At 66.3% G+C, this 23,166-nt stretch carries 23 protein-coding genes and 3 pseudogenes; 13 read left to right on the top strand and 13 right to left on the bottom strand.

What is annotated here, in order from left to right:
• The 7 genes from lnt to LL236_RS00925 all read left to right on the top strand — a co-directional run bounded on the left by lnt (position 1) and on the right by LL236_RS00925 (position 6,545).
• Positions 1-1,623: an apolipoprotein N-acyltransferase gene (gene lnt, locus LL236_RS00895; RefSeq protein ID WP_228176921.1), complete on the top strand. Its 1,623-nt coding sequence runs from the start codon at positions 1-3 to the stop codon at positions 1,621-1,623.
• Positions 1,624-1,714: 91 nt separating this feature from the next.
• A complete protein-coding gene (locus LL236_RS00900) occupies positions 1,715-1,915 on the top strand; it encodes a M23 family metallopeptidase (protein WP_307803450.1) in 201 nt (66 codons plus the stop codon).
• An 80-nt stretch (positions 1,916-1,995) separates the two neighbouring features.
• On the top strand, positions 1,996-3,006 hold the full coding sequence (ccsB, locus tag LL236_RS00905) for a c-type cytochrome biogenesis protein CcsB (RefSeq protein WP_228176922.1): 1,011 nt from the start codon (positions 1,996-1,998) through the stop codon (positions 3,004-3,006).
• 123 nt (positions 3,007-3,129) lie between these two features.
• Positions 3,130-3,489 (top strand): Cd(II)/Pb(II)-sensing metalloregulatory transcriptional regulator CmtR, encoded by a 360-nt coding sequence (gene cmtR / locus LL236_RS00910; RefSeq protein ID WP_228176923.1) that lies wholly within the window; start codon positions 3,130-3,132, stop codon positions 3,487-3,489.
• Complete coding sequence (locus LL236_RS00915; protein WP_114587691.1) at positions 3,486-5,405, top strand: heavy metal translocating P-type ATPase; 1,920 nt, start codon at positions 3,486-3,488, stop codon at positions 5,403-5,405. The genes cmtR and LL236_RS00915 overlap by 4 nt, the downstream gene beginning before the upstream one ends.
• 61 nt (positions 5,406-5,466) lie before the next feature.
• On the top strand, positions 5,467-5,940 hold the full coding sequence (locus tag LL236_RS00920; RefSeq protein WP_228176924.1) for a signal peptidase II: 474 nt from the start codon (positions 5,467-5,469) through the stop codon (positions 5,938-5,940).
• Entirely contained in the window at positions 5,937-6,545 is a 609-nt protein-coding gene (locus LL236_RS00925) for a cadmium resistance transporter (protein ID WP_210006387.1), read from the top strand. Before LL236_RS00920 ends, LL236_RS00925 begins: the two co-directional genes overlap by 4 nt.
• A gap of 38 nt (positions 6,546-6,583) precedes the next feature.
• Here LL236_RS00925 and LL236_RS00930 read toward each other — a convergent pair whose 3' ends face one another.
• A complete protein-coding gene (locus tag LL236_RS00930; protein WP_228176925.1) occupies positions 6,584-7,582 on the bottom strand; it encodes an IS481 family transposase in 999 nt (332 codons plus the stop codon).
• A gap of 273 nt (positions 7,583-7,855) precedes the next feature.
• Positions 7,856-7,963: pseudogene (locus LL236_RS00935) on the bottom strand (cobalt transporter); the annotation flags it as partial.
• A 130-nt stretch (positions 7,964-8,093) separates the two neighbouring features.
• Between LL236_RS00935 and LL236_RS00940 the strand changes: the two are divergent.
• Entirely contained in the window at positions 8,094-9,395 is a 1,302-nt protein-coding gene (locus LL236_RS00940; RefSeq protein ID WP_054678531.1) for an ISL3 family transposase, read from the top strand.
• 7 nt (positions 9,396-9,402) lie between these two features.
• Here LL236_RS00940 and LL236_RS00945 read toward each other — a convergent pair.
• Positions 9,403-9,687 (bottom strand): annotated as a pseudogene (locus LL236_RS00945) (transposase); the annotation flags it as partial.
• On the bottom strand, positions 9,641-10,033 hold the full coding sequence (locus tag LL236_RS00950) for a DNA cytosine methyltransferase (protein ID WP_082406192.1): 393 nt from the start codon (positions 10,031-10,033) through the stop codon (positions 9,641-9,643). The gene LL236_RS00950 and the pseudogene LL236_RS00945, both read right to left, overlap by 47 nt.
• Before the next feature lie 238 nt (positions 10,034-10,271).
• On the opposite strand from LL236_RS00950, the gene mobF reads away from it, so the two are divergent.
• Positions 10,272-13,883 carry a MobF family relaxase gene (mobF, locus tag LL236_RS00955; protein WP_228176926.1) on the top strand — a complete coding sequence of 1,204 codons (3,612 nt, stop codon included), beginning with the start codon at positions 10,272-10,274 and terminating at the stop codon, positions 13,881-13,883.
• 140 nt (positions 13,884-14,023) lie between these two features.
• On the opposite strand, the gene LL236_RS00960 is transcribed toward mobF, so the two are convergent.
• On the bottom strand, positions 14,024-14,239 hold the full coding sequence (locus LL236_RS00960; protein ID WP_228176927.1) for a hypothetical protein: 216 nt from the start codon (positions 14,237-14,239) through the stop codon (positions 14,024-14,026).
• A gap of 33 nt (positions 14,240-14,272) precedes the next feature.
• Between LL236_RS00960 and LL236_RS00965 the strand changes: the two genes are divergently transcribed.
• On the top strand, positions 14,273-14,959 hold the full coding sequence (locus LL236_RS00965; RefSeq protein ID WP_228176928.1) for an AAA family ATPase: 687 nt from the start codon (positions 14,273-14,275) through the stop codon (positions 14,957-14,959).
• Here LL236_RS00965 and LL236_RS00970 read toward each other — a convergent pair.
• Complete coding sequence (locus LL236_RS00970) at positions 14,944-15,294, bottom strand: hypothetical protein (protein ID WP_228176929.1); 351 nt, start codon at positions 15,292-15,294, stop codon at positions 14,944-14,946. The two genes, LL236_RS00965 and LL236_RS00970, sit on opposite strands and share 16 nt — an antisense overlap.
• Here LL236_RS00970 and LL236_RS00975 point away from each other — a divergent pair, their 5' ends adjacent.
• Entirely contained in the window at positions 15,295-17,562 is a 2,268-nt protein-coding gene (locus LL236_RS00975) for a S8 family peptidase (RefSeq protein ID WP_228176930.1), read from the top strand. It abuts the gene before it with no gap.
• Positions 17,563-17,621: 59 nt separating this feature from the next.
• Here LL236_RS00975 and LL236_RS00980 read toward each other — a convergent pair whose 3' ends face one another.
• Both LL236_RS00980 and LL236_RS00985 read right to left on the bottom strand, forming a co-directional pair.
• Complete coding sequence (locus tag LL236_RS00980; protein WP_228176931.1) at positions 17,622-18,884, bottom strand: AlbA family DNA-binding domain-containing protein; 1,263 nt, start codon at positions 18,882-18,884, stop codon at positions 17,622-17,624.
• A gap of 66 nt (positions 18,885-18,950) precedes the next feature.
• Positions 18,951-19,949, bottom strand: a complete 999-nt coding sequence (locus LL236_RS00985; RefSeq protein WP_054682925.1) for a DNA-processing protein DprA — start codon at positions 19,947-19,949, stop codon at positions 18,951-18,953.
• A 196-nt stretch (positions 19,950-20,145) separates the two neighbouring features.
• Here LL236_RS00985 and LL236_RS00990 point away from each other — a divergent pair, with 196 nt between their 5' ends.
• Positions 20,146-20,517 (top strand): hypothetical protein, encoded by a 372-nt coding sequence (locus LL236_RS00990; protein ID WP_054682923.1) that lies wholly within the window; start codon positions 20,146-20,148, stop codon positions 20,515-20,517.
• Positions 20,518-20,519: 2 nt separating this feature from the next.
• Here the strand turns inward: LL236_RS00990 and LL236_RS00995 are convergent, their stop codons facing one another.
• From LL236_RS00995 to LL236_RS01005, 3 genes and pseudogenes are all read right to left on the bottom strand, one after another.
• Positions 20,520-20,867: a hypothetical protein gene (locus LL236_RS00995; RefSeq protein WP_228176932.1), complete on the bottom strand. Its 348-nt coding sequence runs from the start codon at positions 20,865-20,867 to the stop codon at positions 20,520-20,522.
• 186 nt (positions 20,868-21,053) lie between these two features.
• Positions 21,054-21,251, bottom strand: coding sequence for a hypothetical protein (locus LL236_RS01000; RefSeq protein WP_228177190.1), 198 nt, complete (start codon positions 21,249-21,251; stop codon positions 21,054-21,056).
• Positions 21,252-21,256: 5 nt separating this feature from the next.
• Positions 21,257-21,658, bottom strand: a pseudogene (locus tag LL236_RS01005) (helix-turn-helix domain-containing protein); the annotation flags it as partial.
• Between the two features lie 49 nt (positions 21,659-21,707).
• Between LL236_RS01005 and LL236_RS01010 the strand changes: the two are divergent.
• Complete coding sequence (locus LL236_RS01010; RefSeq protein WP_228176933.1) at positions 21,708-22,175, top strand: DUF3817 domain-containing protein; 468 nt, start codon at positions 21,708-21,710, stop codon at positions 22,173-22,175.
• Between the two features lie 26 nt (positions 22,176-22,201).
• Here the strand turns inward: LL236_RS01010 and LL236_RS01015 are convergent, their stop codons facing one another.
• Together LL236_RS01015 and LL236_RS01020 are read right to left on the bottom strand one after the other, a co-directional pair.
• Positions 22,202-22,960, bottom strand: coding sequence for a ZIP family metal transporter (locus tag LL236_RS01015; RefSeq protein WP_228176934.1), 759 nt, complete (start codon positions 22,958-22,960; stop codon positions 22,202-22,204).
• 50 nt (positions 22,961-23,010) lie between these two features.
• Complete coding sequence (locus LL236_RS01020; protein WP_228176935.1) at positions 23,011-23,151, bottom strand: hypothetical protein; 141 nt, start codon at positions 23,149-23,151, stop codon at positions 23,011-23,013.
• Positions 23,152-23,166: the final 15 nt, after the last annotated feature.

Here is a 23,166-nt window from a genome sequence, read left to right on the forward strand (position 1 = left end):
ATGCGCACGCCCTTGCTGACACCCGCCCCGGCCGCCGCGCCGGAGCAGGAGACGCCGCCGCGCCGCACCGTTGCGGCATGGTCGCTGCCGGTGTGGGCGGCGGTGCTGGCATCCGCGGCAGCCGGCCTCCTGCTGGATTTCGCATCGGCACCGGTGGGGTGGTGGCCGTTGACGTTCGTGAGCGTCGCTGTCGCCCTGGTGGCCCTGATCGGTCGCAGCTTCGGCGGGGCGTTGCTGGTCGGCACTGTCTTTGGCGCTGTGTTTTTCGCCACTCATCTGGTGTGGGTGGGGGAGTTCCTCGGCCCGGTGCCGTGGCTTGCCCTCGCCGGGCTGGAAGCGGTCCTCTTCGGCGCGGGCGCGGTGCCGATCGCGCTCGCCTACCGGTGGACCGCCCGCTATCCGGCCCGCGGCCTCGTGCAGCTGCTCGTGGTACCGCCGCTGATCGCGGTTCTGTGGACGGCCCGGGAGGTGGTGATGGGTGCGTGGCCGTACTCCGGGTTCCCGTGGGCGCGCCTCGGAATGACCCAGGTGGGTGGGCCGCTCGCGGAGGTCGCGTCGTGGACGAGTGTGACCGGACTGTCCCTGCTGATCGTCGTGGTGTGCGCCTCAGTGGTGCAGTGGATCCGCGCCGGCGCCATCCGGTTCATGCTCGGGTTGCACCCTGCCGTGAGCGTCGCTGTTCTCCTGGTCGTGACACCGCAGTTCCCCACCGCGCCGGCCGGGGAGTTCCGCGTGGGATGGGTGCAGGGCAACGGCCCCACCGGGTACTTCGACGACAAGGCGCCTGGCGACGTCCTGGCCGCGCAGACCGCCGCCACTGTGCCGCTGTACGGGCAGCCGATGGATTTGCTGGCCTGGCCGGAGGGCGGCGTCGACGCCGACCCGCTCAGTGATCCCGCCGCCGCCAAGGCGTTGGACCGGGTCGTGCGCTCGGCCGAGGCCCCGCTGCTGATGAACGCCGCCACCACCCGCGGCGACGATGTCTTCAACACGTCCCTGCTGTGGACTGCGGATCCCACGGACCGGCAGTGGCACGACAAGGTCAACCCGGTCCCGTTCGGGGAGTACGTGCCCGACCGGTGGTTCTACGAGCTGATCGTCCCCGACCTGGTGGGACTCATCCAACGTGAGTACACCCCGGGCACCAACCCACCCATCGTGCAGGTTGGGGATGTCAGGGTGGGGTTGGCGATCTGCTTCGACGTGATCTACGACGCCGTGATCTGGGAGGCCGCCCGCGCCGGCGCGGAGATGCTCGTGTTCCAGACCAACAACGCCGACTTCCGTGGCACCGACGAGAACCTGCAGCAGCTCGCGTTCGCCCGGATGCGCGCCATCGAAACCGGCCGCGCCGTCGTCAACGTCTCAACGGTGGGCACCAGTCAGGTCATCACCCCGGACGGCACCACCGTCGACAGCATCGGTGTCGACACCGCTGGCGCGTCGATCAGCACCGTCCCGCTGCGCACCGGACTCACCCCCGCGGTGATCCTCGGGCCCTGGCTCACCGCTCTCATCGTCCTCGCTGCCGCCGGCGCTCTCCCCGCGGCGTGGTTCTCCCACCGTGCCCGCACGCGTGCGGACGGCACAGATCGTCCGACTTACCCGGGGAGTCAGCCATGAACACGCCACGGGTGAGGCCTGCCGGAGGTCGACTTGCCGGGTCGCTGCGAACGCTGGCGACGGGCAGTGATCCCACACTGCCTGGTGCTGGATGGCGGAGGAGTGCGGGACCGGTAGCCGGCAGGTTGCCGCCGGGCAGACCGTCACGGCCGGGCAGACCGTCACGGCCGGGCAGCTGGTCGGACTCGTTGGCAACACGGGACGCTCCACCGCGAACCATCTGCACTTCGAGGTTTACCTCGACAGAACCGCCGTGGACACGCCGCGTTTGCTGGAAGCAAACGCGGGCTGACCTATGCGCAGCACGGATCTACCGCACCACCCCGCTTGCGGGCACCCCCTGACCGATACGACGAAGAGGACGACTCTGTCATGACTGGACCCGACCCGCTGTCCCTCGACGGCATCTCACTGCTTGTGGTGTGGACGGCGATCGCCACCTATCTGCTTGCGTTCATCGCGTACACCATCGACCTCGCCGGGCGCTCCGTCCCCGCCAGCGTCCCACAGCGGGAGCCGGCCCTGGTCGGCGCTGCCGCACGAGCGGACCGGTCGACACAGAGCAGGCAGAGTGGGCCGGTGGACAGCGTTCGCACGCCGCCCGCGAATCGGCAACGGCTGTTGTGGGCGCGGATCGGGACGTCACTGACGGTCCTCGCGTTCCTGTTCCACCTGGCCGGCACAGTTCTGCGCGGGATCGCTGCTGGGCGGGTGCCGTGGGCGAACATGTACGAGTTCGCGCTGACGGGTACCCTCCTAATCGTCGCCGTATACCTGCTGGTTCTGCGCCGTTACGACCTCCGCTTCCTGGGAGCGTTCCTCATCGGCATGATCGTATTGCTGCTGGGTGGGGCGACCATTGCGTTCTACGTTGAGGTCGTCCCGCTGATGGACCCGCTCAAGAGCATCTGGCTGGTCATCCACGTCTTCGTCGCCTCGCTCGCCACTGCCCTGTTCGCGATCGCCTGCGGCCTCGCAGTCACCCAGCTCATGCAAACCCGCCGGGAACGGCGGGCCGACACCACCTCAGCTCGAAATGGCGGCCCGCGGTTCCTGGCGACGCTGCCCACCGCAGACGCGCTCGAGTCCCTCGCGTACCGATTCGTGATCGTTGGGTTTGTGTTTTGGACCTTCACGCTGATCGCCGGCGCCATCTGGGCCAACGACTCCTGGGGACGCTATTGGGGGTTCGACACCAAGGAAGTGTGGACTTTTGTGATCTGGGTGCTGTACGCGGGGTACATTCACGCCCGCGCAACGAGAGGCTGGCGCGGCACCCGCTCCGCCTGGCTGTGCATCACCGGGTTCGCCACTGTGCTGTTCAATTTCACCGTCGTCAACATGTTCTTCAAAGGACTTCACGCATACTCCGGCCTTAGCTGACCATACCCAGCCATTCAGCCGACCGGCTCCAGTAAGGCGGATCCGATGCTGCTTCAACAGTCGACGATCGCCTGCCCGATTGTCCAGCTTGATTAGTTCATTGTGCAGTGTATTATTCATCGAATGCTGACTCATGCTGATCGACTCGACGTGATGAACCGGCTGGGGCGCGCCATGGCTGACCCGACCCGCTCTCGCATCCTTCTGACTCTCCTAGACGGACCGAACTACCCGGCGGTGTTGTCTCGCGAGCTGGGACTGACCCGCTCAAACGTGTCGAACCATCTGACGTGTCTGCGGGGGTGCGGGATCGTGGTTGCCGAGCCAGAGGGCCGGCAGACCCGCTACGAGGTCGCAGACTCGCACCTTGCCCGCGCCCTGACGGCGCTGGTGGATGTGACGCTAGCGGTCGACGAGAGCGTGCCGTGCATGGACCCGGACTGCGGGGTCGAGGGTTGCGTGGCGGGGAAGGTTCGGGCATGAGCGCGGTCACGGGTTCGCAAGTCGAGCACGTCGACCTCGACGACGACGATGATGACGATGACCGGCCGTGGTACCGGAGCCCGAGCGTTCTGATTCCGATCGCCTCCGGCGTCGCGTTCGCCGCCGGCCTGGTCTGCGAGTGGACCGGCGCGGAGACCGCGGGCCTGGTGTCGTTCTGGATCGGTCTGCTGCTGGGCGCGTACACGTTTGTGCCGGGCGCGCTGCGTAAGCTGTTCACCAAGGGCAAGCTAGGCATCGGCCTGCTGATGACAATCAGCGCCACTGGCGCCGTGATCCTCGGCTATGTCGAGGAGGCCGCCGCGCTGGCGTTCTTGTACTCCATCGCGGAGGCGTTGGAAGACAAGGCGATGGACCGCGCCCGCGCAGGATTGCGGGCACTGTTGAAGCTGGTGCCCGACACCGCACGGGTCCAGCGCGGCGACGCCACGGTCGAGGTGGAGGCGAAGGAACTGCGCGTCGGTGACGTGCTCGTGGTCCGGCCGGGCGAGCGGATTGCCACGGACGGCATCGTGCGCGCCGGGCGGAGCAGCCTGGACACGTCGGCGATCACAGGCGAGTCGATCCCGGTCGAGGTCGAGCCCGGCACCGACGTGTCGGCCGGGTCGATCAACACCACCGGCGTCCTCGAAGTCGAGGCCACCGCCGCCGGCACCGACAACTCGCTCACCACGATCGTGGAGCTGGTCGAGCAGGCCCAGGCCGAGAAGGGCGACCGCGCCCGCCTGGCCGACCGGATCGCCCGACCCCTCGTGCCCGGGGTGATGATCCTCGCCGTGCTGGTCGGCGCGCTCGGGTCGCTGCTGAGCGGCGACCCCGAGCTGTGGATCACCCGCGCCCTGGTCGTGCTGGTCGCAGCCTCGCCATGTGCTCTGGCGATCGCCGTCCCGGTCACCGTCGTCTCTGCGATCGGCGCAGCCTCCAAGTTCGGCGTGGTCGTAAAGTCCGGGGCCGCTTTCGAGCGATTCGGTGGCATCCGCCACCTCGCCGTCGACAAGACCGGCACCCTGACTCGCAATGAGCCCACCGTGACCCGTGTCGTCACCACCGGCGCGACCAAGGATGACGTGCTGGCATGGGCAGCGAGCCTGGAAGGTCACAGCACACATCCCCTCGCCGCAGCGATCACCAACAACGCGGTTCCCGGCGCTCCGGCTGCTACCGACGTCCGCGAGACCGCGGGCCACGGCATCGTCGGCACCCTCGACGGTGCTCGTCTCGCGGTAGGGAGTCCACGCTGGCTGGACGCTGGCACGCTGGCCGACGAGGTGCAGGCGATGGAGTCCGAGGGCATGACCGTTGTGATCGTCCACCGCAACGACCAGCCCGCCGGAGCGATCGGAGTGCGGGACGAGCTGCGCCCCGAGGTTCCCGAAGTCATTGACACACTGAACCGGCGTGGGATCGGCGTGACGATGCTCACCGGCGACAACGCCCGCACCGCCGCCGCCCTCGCCGCACAGGCCGGCATCAGCGACGTACGTGCCGAACTACGCCCCGAGGATAAGGCCACCGCTGTCGCGGAACTGTCGAAGTCGCAGCCCACCGCCATGATCGGGGACGGTATCAACGACGCCCCCGCTCTCGCAGCCGCCGACCTAGGGATCGCGATGGGAGCCAAGGGCGCCGATGCCGCCATCGAGTCCGCCGACGTCGCATTCACCGGCCACGACCTGCGCCTCATTCCGCAGGCCCTCGCCCATGCCCGCCGCGGCCGCAATATCATCAACCAGAACGTCATACTGTCCATCGCGATCATCGCTGTCCTCCTACCGCTGGCGATCACCGGAATCCTCGGACTTGCGGCCGTGGTGCTCGTCCACGAAATCGCGGAAGTCATCGTCATCCTCAACGGCCTCCGCGCGGCGCGGCGCACGCACCATGACCGGGCCCGCTGACAGCCGTGCGCCCGGGAGGGCGGGTGCCGTATTGAGTGCCGCCGGCCCAATTGGTGCGCGCGTGCGACCCCGACTGTTTCTGCTCGCGTTCGCCGTTGCCGCCAGTGCCGTGCTGATCGACCAAGGCACCAAAGCACTCGCCCTCGCACGGCTCAGCGAACAAGCCCGCATTCCGCTCCTCGGAGACTTGCTCGGCCTACAACTCGCGTTCAACCCCGGCACCGTCATGTCCCTCGGATCCGGCTCAACCTGGCTGATCACCCTCATCGCGGCCGCAGCATCCGTGGGTCTGCTCCTTGCCGCCACACGCGCCCGCACCGCGGGGTGGGCCGTCGTGATCGGGCTAATCTGGGGCGGCGCGGTCGGTAACCTCCTAGATCGGCTGTTTGCTCCACCCGGATTCGGAGTGGGTCATGTCACAGACTTTCTCGCCTACGGCAACCTGTTCATCGGTAACCTCGCCGACGTCATCATCGGCATCGGCGTCGGATTCGGCCTCCTGCTATACCTCCGTCAGGGAAAGACCCGAGCATGATCTTCTCCTCCGTTCTGCAGGCGATCGGGCTGTTCCTCGCGACGAACATCGACGACATCATCGTGCTCTCTCTGTTCTTCGCCCGCGGCGCCGGGCAACGGGGAACTACAGTTCGGATCCTCGTTGGTCAGTATGTGGGATTCGCAGGTATTCTCGGCGCCGCCGTGCTCGTATCCCTCGGCGCTGGGGCGTTTCTGCCTCCAGAGGTGATTCCCTACTTCGGGCTCATTCCGCTAGGTCTAGGGCTGTGGGCGGCTTGGCAAGCCTGGCACCGCCGACACGACGACGATGACGATGACGATGAGAGCAAGATCGAAGGCAAGAAGGTCGCTGTCTGGGCCGTGGCTGGAGTCACCTTCGCTAACGGTGGGGACAACATCGGCGTCTACGTTCCCGTCTTCCTCAGCGTGGGGCCCGCTGCCGTCGTCGCATACTGCGTTGTGTTCCTCGTGTTCGTTGCAGTGCTGGTGGTCGTGGCCAAGTTCATTGCCACGCGACGTCCGATCGCGGAGATCCTGGAACGTTGGGAGCACATCTTGTTCCCTCTCGTTCTTATCGGGCTTGGCATCTTCATCCTGATCAGCGGGGGAGCATTCGGGCTCTGACACAACCGTCATGCAGGGCAATTTAGGCAGCTGCGCGTCTAGATGTGATGCCCAGGGAGGTTGTTGAGTCTGCTGATGGGTGCGGCGCCGATTGCGGAGTGTCGCCTGTGGTGATTGTAGAAGTGGATCCAGCCCGGCAGCGCGTTTCGGCGCTCGGTTTCTGACGGGTAGAAGCGGGCGTAGGCCCAACCGTCGGCGAGGGTCCGGTGGAATCTCTCGATCTTTCCGTTCGTCTGCGGCCGGTAGGGGCGAGTGTGCTTTGGGTGGATGTCGAGTTGCGCGCAGGCGTCGCGCCAGGCGTGGGACTTGTATGCCGAGCCGTTGTCGGACAGGACTCGCTCGACCGTGACGTTGCGGTCTTTGAACCAGGCGACGGCGCGGCGGAGCACTCCGATCGCGGTGTCAGCCTTCTCGTCGGCGCAGATCTCGACGTAGGCGACGCGGGAGTAGTCGTCGACGACGGTGTGGAGGAACGCGGTGCCCAACAGTGGGCCACGCCATTTTGAGCGTGGCGCGCCGGTGCGTTCGACGGTCGCGGACCGGTTCCGATCGCCTTGCTGTTTACCGACGTAGCGCCAGCCGCCGCCATCGGGGATGTTGCCGAACTTGGTGACATCGACGTGGATGAGCGATCCGGGGTGGTCGTGCTCGTAGCGGCGGATCGGTTCCCCGGTGACTCGGTCGATGCGGCTCAGCCGGTTGATGCGGCAGCGAGTGAGCACCGCGTGGACGGTCGAGGCCGGGACGCCCAGCTCACCGGCGATTTGCACCGGACCGAGCCGGCGGCGCCACCGCAGTCGGACGATCTGACGGACGAGCTCGGGCGGTGTCTTGGACGGCATCGTGTGCGGGCGGCTGGACCGGTCGATCATCCCGGCCGGCCCTTCGGTGCGATACCGGGTCGCCCATTTGCGTGCGGTGATCGGCGAGACCATGAACATCTTCGCCGCGACGGTGACCGGCCAGCGCTCGTCGACGATGAGTCTGGCCAGCCGTAACCGAGCGCGTGGGGTGAGTGCAGCGTTAGCGTGGGACACGAAGGCCTCCTGTTGCGTGAAGCGGTTCCTTAGACAGCTCCACTTCACAACGGGAGGCCTTCCCGTGTCAGCAGATCAGGAGTGATTCACGAAGCAACGTCCCTGGGCATCACATCTAGACGTCATGATTGTCGCCGCTCTGAGCTACTCGACGACGCCGAGCGATTGTTCCGCCGAACGCAATTGACAAGGCTGTCCTAGCTCACCCGTTATCGTTGTCGCGGCTATAGACCTCTTCCCGTCCGACGACCGCGCCGGCGATATGGCGTGTCGGGCCGTGGCCGATCCCAGCTCGCGACCGGCGCGACGCTCCGCGAGCGAGAGGAACGGCATGATGACGACGCTGAGGGCGGTGATGACGATACCGAGAGTGGAGTGCTTGACGTCCACTTGGTCGATGAGGGCTCTTCGCAGTTGAGGGTGTAGTCGAGGTTCGCGGGTCGATTGCCGGATAGGCGTCGAGGTCTTCCAGGATGGAAGTTCCTACACTGCCCATCCGAAAGACCTCGACGTGCTCCAAACTACCTTCGCCGCGCCCTGCCTGACCACGTTCTGCCGTCTCGACGAGCTCGGCCTCGAGGCTGTAGGTCAACATCTCGAGGCGGATCGGGCGGTGATCGAGTGCCGCGTCGTCGAGAACGATCCCTGGTGCCGGAAGTGCGGCGCGGAAGGCGTCCCGAGAGACACCGTGGTGCGTCGGCTCGCGCATGAGCCGTTCGGGCACCGGCCCACGACACTGCTGGTCCGGGTGCGCCGCTACCGGTGCGCGCACTGCGGGAAGACGTGGCGGCAGGACACCACGAAGGCCGCCGCGCCGCGGGCGAAGATCTCGCGTGGCGGGCTCGGGTGGGCGCTGACGGCGATCGTGGTCGACCATCTCACGGTGACCCGCGCCGCGGCCGGTCTGGGGGTGTCCTGGCATACCGCGAACAGTGCGATTCTCGCCGAGGGTCGGCGTCGTCTGATCGACGCTCCCGGCCGGTTCGACGGGGTCACGACCCTGGGCGTCGATGAGCATGTCTGGCGTCACACCCGGTACGGCGACAAGTACGTGACCGTGATCATCGACCTCACGCCCGCCCGCGAGAAGACAGGCCCGGCCCAGCTGCTGGACATGGTCGAGGGCCGTTCGAAGGCCGTGTTCAAGCAGTGGCTCGCGGCACGGCCCAAGGAGTGGTCCAAGCGGATCGAGGTGGTCGCGATGGACGGGTTCAGCGGCTTCAAGACGGCCGCCGCCGAAGAGCTGCCCGACGCGGTCCCGGTGATGGATCCGTTCCATGTGGTCCGTCTCGCCGGCGATGCGCTCGATGTGTGTCGCCGCCGCGTTCAGCAGGATCTACACGGACACCGCGGGATGAAGGGCGACCCGCTCTATCAGGCGCGCCGCACCCTGCACACCGGCGACAAGCTACTCACCGACCGGCAACGCGCTCGGCTGGAGGCGCTGTTCGCGACCGAGGAGCACGTCGAGGTCGAAGCGACCTGGGGCATCTACCAGCGCATGATCGCCGCGTATCGCGAACCCGACAAGAAGAATGGCAAGCAGATGATGCAGACCCTGATCGACGCGGTCAGCACCGGGGTTCCTGCCGCGCTCGTCGAGATCCGCAAGCTCGGCCGCACCCTCAAGCAGCGCGCCGCCGACGTGCTCGCGTTCTTCGATCGGCCCGGCACCTCGAACGGCCCAACGGAGGCGATCAACGGACGACTTGAACACCTCCGCGGCTCCGCGCTCGGCTTCCGGAACCTCACGAACTACATCGCAAGAAGCCTGCTCGAAGCCGGAGGATTCAGACCCCAACTACACCCCTAATTCCGAAGAGCCAGTTTCCCTCAGCCAGCTCCTTGAGCGCGGCCTTCTCCAGCTCCGCTTCCGCGAGCAGACGCTTCAGGGTCGCATTCTGCTTCTCCAGCTCCTTCAGGCGCTTTGCGTCGTCGGCCTTGAGGCCGCCGTACTGGTTCCGCCACCGGTAGTACGTCTGCTCGGACACCACGAGCTCCCGGCACACCGCCGCGACGTCCTGACCGTCGGCGAGCATCCTGTCGGCCTGCCCGAGCTTACGGACGACCTGCTCCGGGGTGTGACGCTTCCTGCTGTTCGTCATGATCTGACCAGTCTCCCTGCCCGCGACCGCGGACAACAGGACGACTCTCATAACGACTGGACCTACGAAACGGGGTCAGCCCACCTGGGTTGCGTCGTTCATGGTCGTCTCCTTCTGCGGGTGGCCGTGTCGCGGGTGAGGACAGCAGCCCGCGGACGTTCTCGATGACGACCCACTCGGGCTGGAGCGCGTCGATGGCTGCGGCCATGTGCGCCCAGAGCCCCGAGCGCGTACCTGGCGCGAGGCCGGCGCGCTTGCCGACGGTGGACACGTCTTGGCATGGGAAGCCGCCGCTGGCGTCGAGGTCGTGCATGAAGTCTGCTCCGGCGACGGACGTCCCCGGCATCCGTGCCTCATCGAGAACTGATGCCGAGCTGGTCACCTGTCAGGTGCACGACTCCGACACGCGCCCGCTGCTCAACCGAGCCCCCGCTTGCCGCCGCCCGATGCCTCCATCTCCGGCCTCGGCTCCGACCGCCATCCGAGGTCACACGCCTCTTGCAGGTCGAGGTTGAGTCGGGCATTGCCGCTTCAGAAGTCACCGGGTGCGGGTGCTCACCTGCCCGGCAGGAGCGGAGGTGGGCATGACGGTTTCGATGCGCGTGATGTCGGCAGGTGACGGCTACAAGTACCTGCTCAAGACCGTCGTGGCAGCCGACGGAGACCGACCGCTCTCGACGCCGCTTACCCGCTACTACATGGAGGACGGCACCCCGCCTGGTCGCTGGCTCGGCGCGGGCGTAGCGGCCCTCGGCAAGGGCGAGATTCAGGTGGGCGACCGAGTATCGGAACACCAACTCCAGCTCCTGATGGGCACAGGCTGTGATCCGATCACCGGCGACAAGCTCGGCCTGGGCTTCGCGGCATACAAGAGCCAGGAGCAGCGAATCGAAGCGCGGATCGCTGACCTCGAACCGACGATGACCCCCGGCGCCAAGGGAGAGGCCGTCGCGCAGATCGTTGCCGAGGAGACAGCCCGAAGTACACGGCGTGCTGTGGCGGGCTTCGACTTCACCTTCTCGATCCCGAAGTCCGCGAGCGTGTTGTGGGCAGTCGCCGACGCCGGGGTCCAGGCACTCATCGCCGAGGCGCATCATCGCGCGGTTGCGGAGGTGGTTGCGTTCATGGAACGCGAGGTTGCAGCCACGCGCACGGGCGCAACCGCCGGAGACGGCGCGGTTGCGCAGGTCGATGTCACCGGGCTCATCGCGACCGCCTTCGATCACTTCGACTCCCGCGCCGGCGACCCCCACCTCCACACGCACGTCGTCATCAGCAACAAGGCCAAGACCGTCCTCGATGGGAAGTGGCGCTCGCTCGACGGCAGACCCATGCACACCGCCGTCGTCGCGCTCTCCGAACTCCACGAAGCCGTGTTCGCCGACCACATGACGCGCACCTTCGGCGTCTCATGGGAGGCCCGAGAGATGGGCCGCGACCACAACCCTGCATGGGCGATCACTGGAGTGCCCGATGAACTGATCGCCGAGTTCTCTACCCGCGCGCGTCACATCAACGCCGAGACCGATCGCCTCATCGCCAAGTACGTTGCAGCGCACGGACGACGCCCGACACCAGCGGCGATCATGAAATTGCGAGCTCAAGCCACACTCGCGACTCGGCCCGAGAAGCAGGTTCGGTCCTTGGCTGACCTCACCGTCGAATGGCGGGAGCGCGCCACGAAGTCGTTGGGGCGGGATGCGACGACGTGGGCGCGCGAGGTGACCGACAACGACAAGCCGCTCCTGCTGCGTGCCGACGACGTACCGCTCATTGTCATTGGCGAGATTGGGCGTTCGGTCGTCGAGGTGGTCGGTGAGAAGCGCTCGACCTGGCGACGCTGGAATCTCATGGCCGAGGCATCCCGGCAGACGATGGGCTGGCGCTTCGCCACCATGCACGACCGGGAAGCCATCGTCGCCATGGTTGCCGATGCCGCCGAGTTCGCTTCGCTTCGCTTGACCCCGCCCGAACTCGGCGCCTCGCCCGTCGTGTTCCGTCGGACCGACGGCACCTCGGTGTTCCGACCGAAGAGCTCGACCGTGTTCACCTCCGAGTCCCAGCTCGCGGCCGAGGACAGACTTCTCGAACGAGCAGCCAACCTCGGCGGGTCGACGGTGACGCTTGCCACGGTCGAGAAGATCACGCGCAGTCCCGATGCGGACGGTCGGATGCTCGGCGACGACCAAGCCGACGCCCTGACCCGGATCGCGGTGTCGGGTCGGATGCTCGACGTGCTGGTCGGTCCTGCCGGTGCGGGCAAGACCACCGCAATGAACGCGCTCCGCCGCGCCTGGGAAGCCCAGCACGGCTCCGGTTCCGTCGTCGGGCTCGCGCCGTCAGCGGTCGCCGCACAGGTCCTCGCCGACGACCTCGGAATCGCGACGGAGAACACTGCGAAGTGGTGGCAGAACCACCTGATCCACGGCACCGCGTTCGAGGCAGGCCAGCTCGTCATCATCGACGAAGCCTCCCTCGCCGGCACCCTGTCACTGGACCGCATCACCCACCTCGCCCAAGACGCTGGCGCGAAGGTGCTGCTTGTCGGCGACTACGCCCAACTGCAATCCGTAGATGCCGGCGGCGCGTTCGCGATGATCGCTAGAGACCGGGCCGACACTCCCGAACTGGTCGACGTTCACCGCTTCACCCATGCCTGGGAGAAGACCGCCTCACTCGAGCTGCGTCACGGGCGCACAGCGGCTATCGACACTTACCTCGCCCACCAGCGCATCGCCGATGGCGACGCCGAGGCCATGACCGACGCGGCTTACAACGCATGGCGCGCCGACCGCGACGCGGGACTCGTTTCTGTGCTGATCGCTGAAACCCACGACGACGTGACCGCGCTGAACGGTCGCGCCCGCGCCGACCTGATCCTCAACAAGACTCTGAATCCCGACCGCGAAGTCGAGCTGCGCGACGGCACCGCCGCTGGCGTCGGCGACACCATCATCACGCGACTCAACAAGCGCGAACTGCGCACCCTGGTCGGGCGGGACTGGGTACGCAACGGCGACATCTGGACCGTCACCGCCGTCGGCGACGACGGGACCATCACCATCGCACGCGACTACGGAACCGGCACCACCGTCGGCGACGACGGAACCATCAAGGCTCGCAGGCGTGGGCGCAGGTTCGGCGGCAGCATCGTCCTCCCGGCCTCGTATGTGGCCGAGCATGTCGATCTCGGTTACGCAGTCACCGCCTACCGCGCCCAAGGCATCACGACCGACAGTACGCACGTGTTGGTCGAACCGACCTCGACGAGGGAGACCTTCTACGTCGCTATGACCCGAGGGCGGCACGCGAACCACGCCTACGTGACTCTCGACCGCGCCGACGACCATGCCCAGCTGCACCCTGGCGACGACCCGCATGCCACCGCGCGAAGCGTGCTGTACGGCGTTCTCCAGCACAGCGGGGCCGAACTCTCGGCGCACGAGACCATCGTCGCCGAGCAGGAACAGTGGGGCTCGATCGCCCAGCTCGCCGCCGAGTACGAGACCATCGCCGCCGCAGCCCAGCATGACCGCTGGGCTGCCCTCATCCGCTGCTCCGGGCTCTCCGACGAACAGGCCGAGAGCGCCATCGAGTCCGAGGCGTTCGGCCCCCTTGCCGCTGAACTTCGCCGCGCCGAGGCCAACCATCACAACCTTGATGCGCTCTTGCCGCGCCTCGTGGCCGCGCGAGGATTCGATGACGCCGACGACATCGCCGCCGTCCTGCACTACCGGGTCGAGCGGGCGACCGGCCGCCCCGCAGGCTCGGGCCGGACCCGCAAGCCAACGCGACTTATCGCCGGCCTCATCCCACAGGCGCACGGCGTCATCGATGTTGAGATGCGAGCGGCTCTCGACGAGCGAGAGGAGCTCATCGCGGCACGCGCCGACGCCGTACTCGACGGCGCGCTGGCCGAGAGCGTGCCGTGGACGAAGGCACTCGGCACGCGGCCCACCGAACCGCGACGGGCTGCGGCCTGGCGCAAGTCCGCGCGCGTGATCGCCGCCTACCGCGATCGTTACCGCGTCACCGACGACACGCCCCTCGGCGCGCCACCCGAGTCGGCGGTCCAGAAGATCGACGCTGCGCGGGCGCGGGCAGCCCTCGACCGAGTGCGAGTGGCCGCTGAAACCGTGGATGATGCTCACGCAGCTCGAAGCCCGTCGAGAGGTGGGCCGTCGCGGGCAATGTAGTGCCAGTGTCGACCCCAGGGGTGCGGACCCGCGAATGTCGGCGCGGCCAAGTAGCCTCAGAGCCACACGACAGTAGACTTAAACCCACATGACGACACACGGCTGAAGGAGGCGGGGCGATGGCGCGCGCTGATCTACTCCTAGACCTCGTCGAGGCCGAACGCCGCGGCGATCGGGAACGCTTCAAGGTGCTGGTTGAGTCCGTCATCGCCGAAGAACGCGCCAACCAGCATCATCTTCTCGCCGATCGGCTCTCGCAACTCATCACGACGACGGGACAGGGACCCGTCCGCGACGACCGAGCAGCAGCGATCCGCGATCTCGTGCATGAGGTCGTACCGAACCGTCGGCTGCATGAACTCGAACTTGCGCCGGTCCCGCAACGAGTCGTGACCGAACTGATCGAGGAGCAGAAGCGCGCCGAGCTTCTGCGTAGTTACGGTATTGAGCCGCGCAACCGACTTCTGCTGTCTGGCCCGCCTGGAAACGGCAAGACGAGCGTGGCGGAAGCGATCGCGGCAGAACTGATGCTTCCCTTCTACGTGATCCGCTACGAGGGAGTCATGTCGAGTTTCCTCGGCGAAACGGCCGCACGGCTGGACAACGCGTTTGAGTTCGCGCGGACCCGCCGTTGCGTGTTGTTCTTCGACGAACTGGACACCATCGCCAAGGAACGAGCAGACGAGCACGAGACCGGCGAGATCAAGCGGGTGGTTTCGACACTGCTGCTCCAAATCGACAGACTGCCACCCCACGTGATCTTCGTTGGCGCAACCAACCACGGCGAGCTGCTGGATCGGGCGGCATGGCGACGGTTCCAGATTCGGACGGAGTTGGGACCTCCTAGCCGCGCACAGGCGACGAGATTCCTCGAACGTCTTGCTGAACGCCTCGGAGGCGACCTCGGTTTCGCTCCTCGTACCCTCGCCGACAAGTTGGCCGGGGCGAGCTTCGCCGAGTTGGAAGAGTTCGCACTTGATGTGCGCCGCCGCGCGGTGCTGGAACTCCCGGATGACAACATCCGCCGGATAGTGCTAGAACGGCTTGAACACCGCCGAGGTCAGGCGGCAGGGTGACGGTTGAGCGCAAACCGCTCCTTGCGTTCGGGCCGGCGGAGGTTGTGGCGCGGCCAACCCAGACGCCGCGTGATCTTCCACGTCTGGCAAAGCCGGGCGCTGGGCGACAAGGTGAACGACTGACTCCTCAGTTCAAGGACTTGGCCGCAGCTTTCGAAGCCGAACGTGCCCGTCTGAGCGCCGACACCCCAGAGGAGATTGACCCCGCACTCGTGGTCGTATTTGATCTGGCGGGAAGCGTCAAGGACTTCCGCAACGCAATCAACCGGATCGATGGCCTGGAGTTTCTGTCGGAGCTTCTCGGGGATCAATCTGACCCCGACGACGATTTCCACATGACGGAGCGTGAAGCTGGACGGACAGACAAGCGCGTCACGCACTCGCTGTACTTGGTCATGTCCAACACCAAGGCGATCGACGAACTACTCCGGCTCTTCGCTCAATGGCAGGCCGACCCGTCCGCGTCGTTCGAGCACGGGCTAGGCAAGTTCAAGACGGCCTTCCAGCAACTGACAGCGATACGTCGGTGGGGCGCTGAGGACCGCATCCGTGAGACTGGTCTACGAGAGCGCTGGGAAGAGACTCTCAGCATGGTCGGTCAGTCAGTCAGCACCGTCCTCGTCGAAGTCGAGCTCTGGCACAGGCGTGATGCCGCCCAGCGTGCGGCTGCCGAGGCGCACGTCGAGGAAGTCATCACTTCCAGCGCCGGTCGAGTCTTGGATCGCTCGCAGATCGGAGAGATCGAGTACCACGCGCTCCTGGCTGAACTCCCGATCCAGCAGGTCCAGTCCGTGTTGACCAACGGAGCTTCGGCCATTCGGCTTCTCACGACTGATGACGTCATGTTCGTCAGCCCCTTCACCCCGATGAGCGTTGCACCAGGGACTCTTGAGCCAGTTACTCAAACCAACCTTGCTCGCAGCGACAGAGTCGAAGGCAAGCCTCGGATCGCGCTGCTCGACGGGCTGCCGTTCACCAACCACGACACGCTCCAAGGCCGGCTCTCGATCGATGACCCTGATGGGCTTGGTGAGAACTACCCCGTCGCGGCTCGCCACCACGGAACCGCCATGGCGTCACTCATCATTCACGGCGACCTCACTGATGGCGGTCCCGCGCTTGATCGTCCTCTCTACGTGCGCCCGATCCTGCAGCCCCATGAGTTCATGCCTGGGCACGAGCAGGTAGTCCCGAATCGTCTGCTCCCCGACGTCCTTCATCGTGCGATCAGACGGATTGTGAAGGGCGAGGGGAACCAGCCTGCCGCAGCGCCGAGCGTCCGGGTTGTGAACCTCTCCATAGGCGCACAGACACGAGCACTCACGCGTCGAATGAGCCCCGTTGGGCGCCTGCTGGACTGGCTCGCCCACTCGTACAATCTGCTGTTCGTCGTCAGTGCGGGTAACCACACCGACGAGTTCACGATCCCCGCCGATGCCGCGCACGACACTGACGCCGCTCGCCTGGCTGCAATGCGGGTCGGCTTCGAGACGGCGCTGCTACGCGGCATCCTTCCGCCTGGCGATGCACTGAACGCCCTCACCGTCGGTGCCACGCACTCAGACGGCCTCGGCGAGATCGCAGTTCCAGATACGGTGTGGGATATCACCAACCCGGACGCTCCCGCACACTACGGGTCGGTTGGGCCCGGTGTCGATCGGTCGGTCAAGCCGGACCTTCATCACTCCGGAGGCCGCGCCCTCTACACGCGCCCCATCGTGCTGCCCGGTCAGACTGACGTTGCCGTCGGCCTGGCTCGCACCGCCGCGACGGGACCCGGCTTGCAGGTGGCCGCTCCGGGACGCGGGGGTGCTACCAACAGCACGGTGTTCACGAACGGCACCAGTAACGCGACGGCGCTCGTCACCCGTGAAGCCAGCAGGCTGTTTGACCTCCTTGAGTCTGATAACCGCGATCCCGAAGACGCACCGCTTCCTGATCCGCAATACCACCCGCTGCTCGTGCGCGCTCTCCTTGCCCATGCAAGCAGTTGGGGCGCTTGGGAGAACAGCCTGCGCAACGATCTTGGTCTCAATGGCCAGGATGCTCGGCGGCAGTTGACGGCTCTGCTCGGCTACGGTCGCCTCGACCTCAGCAGACTCGGCGAAGCCGCGTCCAACCGAGCCGTCCTCGTCGCGGGCGGTCAAATCGCACGGAACGAGCGCCATACTTACGGATTCCCACTGCCTCCCTCGCTTCGAGCGAAAGCGGAATGGCACCGCTTCACCATCACGCTGGCATTCATGGCTCCGACGGTCGGCCAGCTCACTCGGTACCGCAGCGCGAAGGTCTACTTCAGTACACCCGACACGAGCCTCGCAGGCGGCGAGCGTTCCGATGCAGAGCACAACGCGGTTCGGAGGGGAAGCCTTCAGCACGAGATTGTGCAGGGCTCTCGCGCCATGTCTTTCGTTGATGGAGACAGCTTCCCGATTCATGTCGAGTGCATGGACGACGCCCAGCGACTCCGTGCAGGCAACACGATCCGATATGCGCTGGTTGTCTCCGCCGAGACCGCGGAGCAGACCTCCAACACCATCCATGAAGAGGTCCGTGACAGGCTACGCGCACGCGCGCGCGTCCAGGGCCGCATTCGACCGTAGACCCCGTTTTCTACCACCGTCTGGCTCGACCACTGGTGCTGGCCACAGGGCAGTGCGCGTCAAGCAGTCTCCTGCGCATCGCGGTCAGGCGGCTGGATCATCAGCACGTTCGAGATGCCGCCTTGGTTCACGCAGTCCTGGGCGAGGTCATGGACGTGCCAGTAGAAGTCCAAGTCTGCCTCGGACGCGTTAACCGTGAACTCGACTGGCGTGTACAGGTGAAGTGGGACTGAGGCTCCGTCGTAGTGATAGCCGAAGTTGTCGATCGTTGAGATGGTCAGCGGATGATCGCCAGTGAAGTCGATCCCGACGCGGATGTCGTACTCACCGCCGCCTGTCGCTTCCGCTGTCTTGCGCACCAGCGCCATGAGGTCCGCCATCGCGCATTCGATGGCTGCGGACTGGACCTGCCAGCCATCGAAGTAGCCGTCGCTGCTCATGCGGTGGCCCCCAACGGCCGCTGCGATCGTGACTGATCCATCGTGGTGAATGCTCGCCCAGGCCTCCTTCCACGCCGAGCCTTCACCTGCCGCACTGTTCACGGCCACCCATCGACGAAGGCCTGGTCGCGGGTTGTGACGGTTGACGCTCTCCAGTGGGTGAATGCCACCGCGGCCCGCGTAAAAGAGCGCAAGGCTCTCAGCCTTTGCGAGGATCTCACGGGCTTCATCGCGCGTGAGCCGACTTCCGACGCGTGGGAGGCGTGGGTGGGCAACTGCTACCAGCCAGGCGCGCGTCTCTGAATCTCGCCCGGCTGCTGCTTCCGCATACAACGTGTCCAGAACTTCGGTGGCGTGGCGGCGCTCGTCGAAGCGCGCACGGTACATCGCCTCGATCTGACGCTCCTTCATCCACACCGTGTCCGCATCGTTCCGAACGGGTGCACCGAAGTAGTCGCCCCTATAGATCAGATGCGGACCATCGACGCTGGCTGGCACCTCAACGATGACGGCACGCTCGCCTTCCGCCGAGCCCAGCCGAAACACGTTCAGGCCGAACACAGGCGGCGTGATCGCGGTGATCGCCGCGCTGCGAAGGGAGCGCTCGTACCCCTCGTCAAAGTCGCCAACGTCGGTACGCCCGGTCGCCGCCTTCTGTGACTCGTGCACGCCGAAGACGATGACGCCACCCCCACTGTTCGCCATGGCCGCAACGTCTTTCGGGAAGTCGGTCTGCGGCAATCCCTTCTGAGGTGGAAGCTCCGACTTCCAGTCCAGGTCGTCGGACTCCGTCGCACCAGCCGCGACAGCCGAATCGAGCAGTTCGTCCGTCAACGGACCGGGGCCGCGACCGAGAACGCGGTGGAGGGCAGTGAAGCTCATATGACAAGCGTAGGGATGGCCACCGACAACGCGGGGAGGGAGCAGCCCAGGTTTAGAGCTTTGCTGTCACATCTCAACGACGCTTCGCGCATCACGCGAGGCGCTGGGAGCAGGTCGGCTTCGCACCGCCGCAACGGAACCCCTGCTGCCTACCGGCTGCCTGATCATCTGTTCGAGGTCGGTCGAGCCGGCCACCAACCGGGCCTCCCCACTGTGCAGAAGCCGGTGCGGCCCGACACTCGTCGCGCTGGTGACGGGGCCGGGGACGGCACCGAGGGAGCGACCGAGTTGGTGCGCTTCCTGCGCGACCTTCATCGATCCCGATCGCGCGCCGGCCTCAACCACGACCGTTGCTGTGGACAGTGCGGCCATCAACCGTGCACGGGCGATGAACCGATGGCGGGTCGGCGTTGCGCCGGGTGCGACTTCGCTGACCAGCAGACCGTCATCAGCGACACGACCGAGCAGCTCGCTGTGGCCCGCCGGATACGCGCGATCAACTCCGTTCGCAAGGACTGCGATGGTATCGCCACCGGCCGCGAGCGCCGCGCGATGGGCAGCACCTTCGATGCCGTAGGCACCTCCGGCCACGATGATCCGCTCAGCGCAGGCGAGGTCGGAGGCAAGCTGCCCGGCCACCTGCTCGCCGTAGGATGTCGAGGCCCTCGCGCCGGTGATCGTGACGAGATCGTTGAGCGGTCGCGCGAGAAACGAGGTCATGCCACGAGTCCAGAGGACGTACGGCCGCCGGTCGCCAAGATCGTCGAGCGCGGAAGGCCAGTCTTTCTCTCCGGGAATCAGCGTGCCGGTACCGGCGCGCTCGGCTTCGACGAGGTTCTCTTCAAGTGTCCGAGTGTCTGGGCGCTGGAACTGGGCGCGCCACACTTGAGCGTCAACGGTGCTGAGCCCCGGCACCGCGTCATCACCCTCGGCGATCCGAAACAGCTCCTGTGCACCGAGCTCGCCCAGGAGGCGACCGGTGACGGCATCGTCCGGTTCGACGAGCATCGACAGCACCATCCGTGCTGTGCGCTCGTCCTGGACTATCTGGCTCAAGATCGTCATCGCCGGCTCCTCTCACTCCTACAGAGAGGTGCGCGCGGCGACGCGGGAGTCGGAGGGTTCCGTGAACGGCGACCCCGGCGTACAGTGGATGGTGAGGCAGGTTCTCCTCATATTGCGGGTCCTCCGGGACGGCCTTCGGGCACTCACACACGTTCTGCCTCCTCGACGGAGTAACACGTGTGACGAGAGGCCCGTCATGTTCCGCCTTATCTGGACGCTCAGCGTTCACACCCGCGACTATCTGCACCGCTACATGCCGAGCAACCGACTGCTCGCTGCCATCCGCACCCGCCGCGGACTCAAGTGGGGGATACCAGCGATGCTGGTCGCGCTTCCGTACATCCTGATCGGCAGCATCTGCTCTGGCGCGGCAGCCGACGGCGGCCCAGGCTGGCTCCACCTGATTGTCCTCTGGGCATGCTGGAACGCACTCAAGTTCATCATCATGGGACCCGTGAGCGTCGCTCTGCTTATCCGCGCGCGCCTGCGCGAGGCTGCGGTCCGTCGTCACCAGCGCCACGACTCGCGCGTCGAAGCGAGCCTGCGTGAGCCAGCTCTTCGTGTCTAGGCTCAACCGCCCACGGCAGTGGATGCCGTGATGCGAGAACCACAGCGCCCGCCAGGCCGGATCACGACGCCGTGGGAAGCGAGCGCTCGCCGGACAGCCTGAGGCCCCGCCCCGACCTTGATGCCGACCTCTACCAGCGTCAACCCGCTGAGGTAGAGGTCGGCTGCTTCGTGGATGCGGGAGGGATCGAACCGTCCACGGCGGATCGTCACCTCTCGCCGGGTGAGGTGGGTGGCGACCGTGCGGCGGTTCACGCCGAACACGGATGCCAGCTCCACGAGCGTTGCGCCCTCGCGGTACTGCGCTACCAGATCGTCGACCTGCTCCGGGCGAAGGAGGGTTTGAGCCATCCCAAGTGATCGCACCACTCGCCCCCTTGAGTCGGAAACGGTAGGCTCAGAGGAGCGCTGGTCGTGGTCGTAGAATCCCCGTGACCTGCGCAAAGACAAGGTTTTCAGGTGTGGGCAGGGGTTCTCAAACTCTCTACGGAGGTCCACTTTGTGATGAGTCGCGACATAGGTCTCTCTTGAGTCGCGTCATAGGTCACTTGTTGGAAGCCTCCGGCCAGCGGCCGGGGCTTTCATCGTGTTGCGCCAGTAGGTCTTGTCGGGGTCGATCTGATTGGTGGCGAGGATCTCGCCGGTACGGGTGGCGACGACGGTGACGGTGGAGTCGTCGGCGAGCAGGAGCACTGGGGTGCCGCGGTGGTCGGCTCCGATTCCGAGGTGGTGCATGCGAAGTCGGACTGCCAGGTCTCGTTCGGCTGGGTCGCTTCGAACCGCACGTACGAACTGCGCGGGCGTTTGCGGGGTTCCGGGGCGATCAGCCCGGCCGCGTGCAGGATCCGGCGGATCGTCGAGGTCGACGGTGCCCGCAACCCCTCCTGATGCAGGTGCCAGGCGATCGTGACCGGTCCGGCATCGGTGCCCGTCGCGGTCAACGCGACCCGCAACTGCACGATCCGGTCCCGAACCCGATCGGTGGCCGCGTGCGGTGAGGACTTCGGCGCACGGGAACGCGCCTCCAACCCGTCCAGACCCTCGTCCCGGTAGCGGGCGAGCAGCCGATGCAGATGCCGCCGCGAGATCCCGAACTCCTCCGCCGCCTCGGTCACGCTGAGCTGCCCGGCGACGATCTTCAACGTATCAAAGGTGCGACGGTGCTCGGGTTCCTTCAGGTATGCTGAAGGTGTGTTCCGTCATCCCCTCTCCCTGTTCCGTACCCTGGCCATCCTCGAGGCGATTTCGTGGACCCTGCTTATCGCAGCTCTCATCATTCGGGCCGTGAATCCCGAGCTGGCGCTCGCCGTGACGATCGGTGGCGGCATCCATGGCTTCGTCTTTCTGTCCTACGGCGCCACGGTGATCCTCGTAGCGCTGAACAACAGATGGCGCGCATGGCCGACGGTTGTCGGTCTCGTCAGTGCGATAGTTCCGTACGCGACGATCCCCACCGAGGTCTGGCTGCACAGGCGTGGTTCGCTGGTCGGGCAGTGGCGCCTCGAGCAGACAGGCGACCCGCGCGATCAGGCGTGGTATGACCGCGCGCTGCGCTGGTTCCTGCGCCGTCCGTGGGTGCTCGGCATCCTCATCGCCGCCGCGGTCGTCGTGCTCTACGTGAGCCTGCTGATCATCGGCCCGCCGGGCGGGAAGGGCTGAGGCTGGCCCGCGCCGCAGCCGAGGGGTCAGCCGAGTTCGTGCATGACGAACGCGAGCAGGAATCCGAGAGTCACCCATAGCCCCGTCAGGAGGTGAAGGCGCTCAAATGCTTCCGGGATCATCGTGTTTGCGACCATGGCGAGCAGAGCTCCCGCCGCGACGCTGGTAATGATTGCGATGAGTTCGGGCGGCGCGGTCTGGAGGGCCAGGTATCCAACCACGGCTGCGAGAACGGATGCGGCAGTGATGCCACCCCACAGGAGAGCCACCGTGCGTCCGCGGCTCCCATCCTGTTTGAAGGCCGCCGTGGACGAGAGCCCCTCGGGGATGTTGCTGATGGCGATCGCGGCGACGATCGGGATGCTGAGGCCTCCTGTTTGCAGCACCGAGAGTCCCATAACGACGGACTCGGGGATTCCGTCGATGAGCGATCCGATCGCGATCGCCGCGCCGCCGCCTGAGAGTGCAGCTTTCCCGTTCCCGCGGCGCTTGGCGATGTTGCGGGAGTTGGTTGCAGCGGGCTTGGGGCGCGAGACGAGCCAGTCGGCGACGATGTAGACGACCGCGCCGCCGAGGAACCCGGCAGCGGTCGGCACGATCCCGCCGCCGTCAGCGGCTTCAGCCACGAGCTCGAACGCGAGCGTCGAGATCAGCACGCCCGCTCCGAACGCCATGACCGCCAGGACGACCAGCCGCGGCGCCTTGACGAACCACGCGACGCCGGCGCCGACGAACAGTGCGCCGCCGCCGATCAGGCCGCTCAGCGCGGCTAGCCACACTCCCACGCGGCAAGCCTACGGATGCCGGTCGCTGAGGTGCGGCATCCGTGCGTGTGTCAGCTGCCGCCCGAGAGGATGCCGACCAGGCCCGAGACGACCAAGTACACGCCGACCCCGGCGACGACGACCCAGATCGTGATGCGCGCGGGGGTGATCTTGTTCTTGTCGTCGCCTGATCCGCCGCCGAGAAGGCTCATCCGCACAGGATATCC

The sequence above is a fragment of the Microbacterium schleiferi genome (genome assembly GCF_020781975.1).
Lineage (GTDB): Bacteria > Actinomycetota > Actinomycetes > Actinomycetales > Microbacteriaceae > Microbacterium.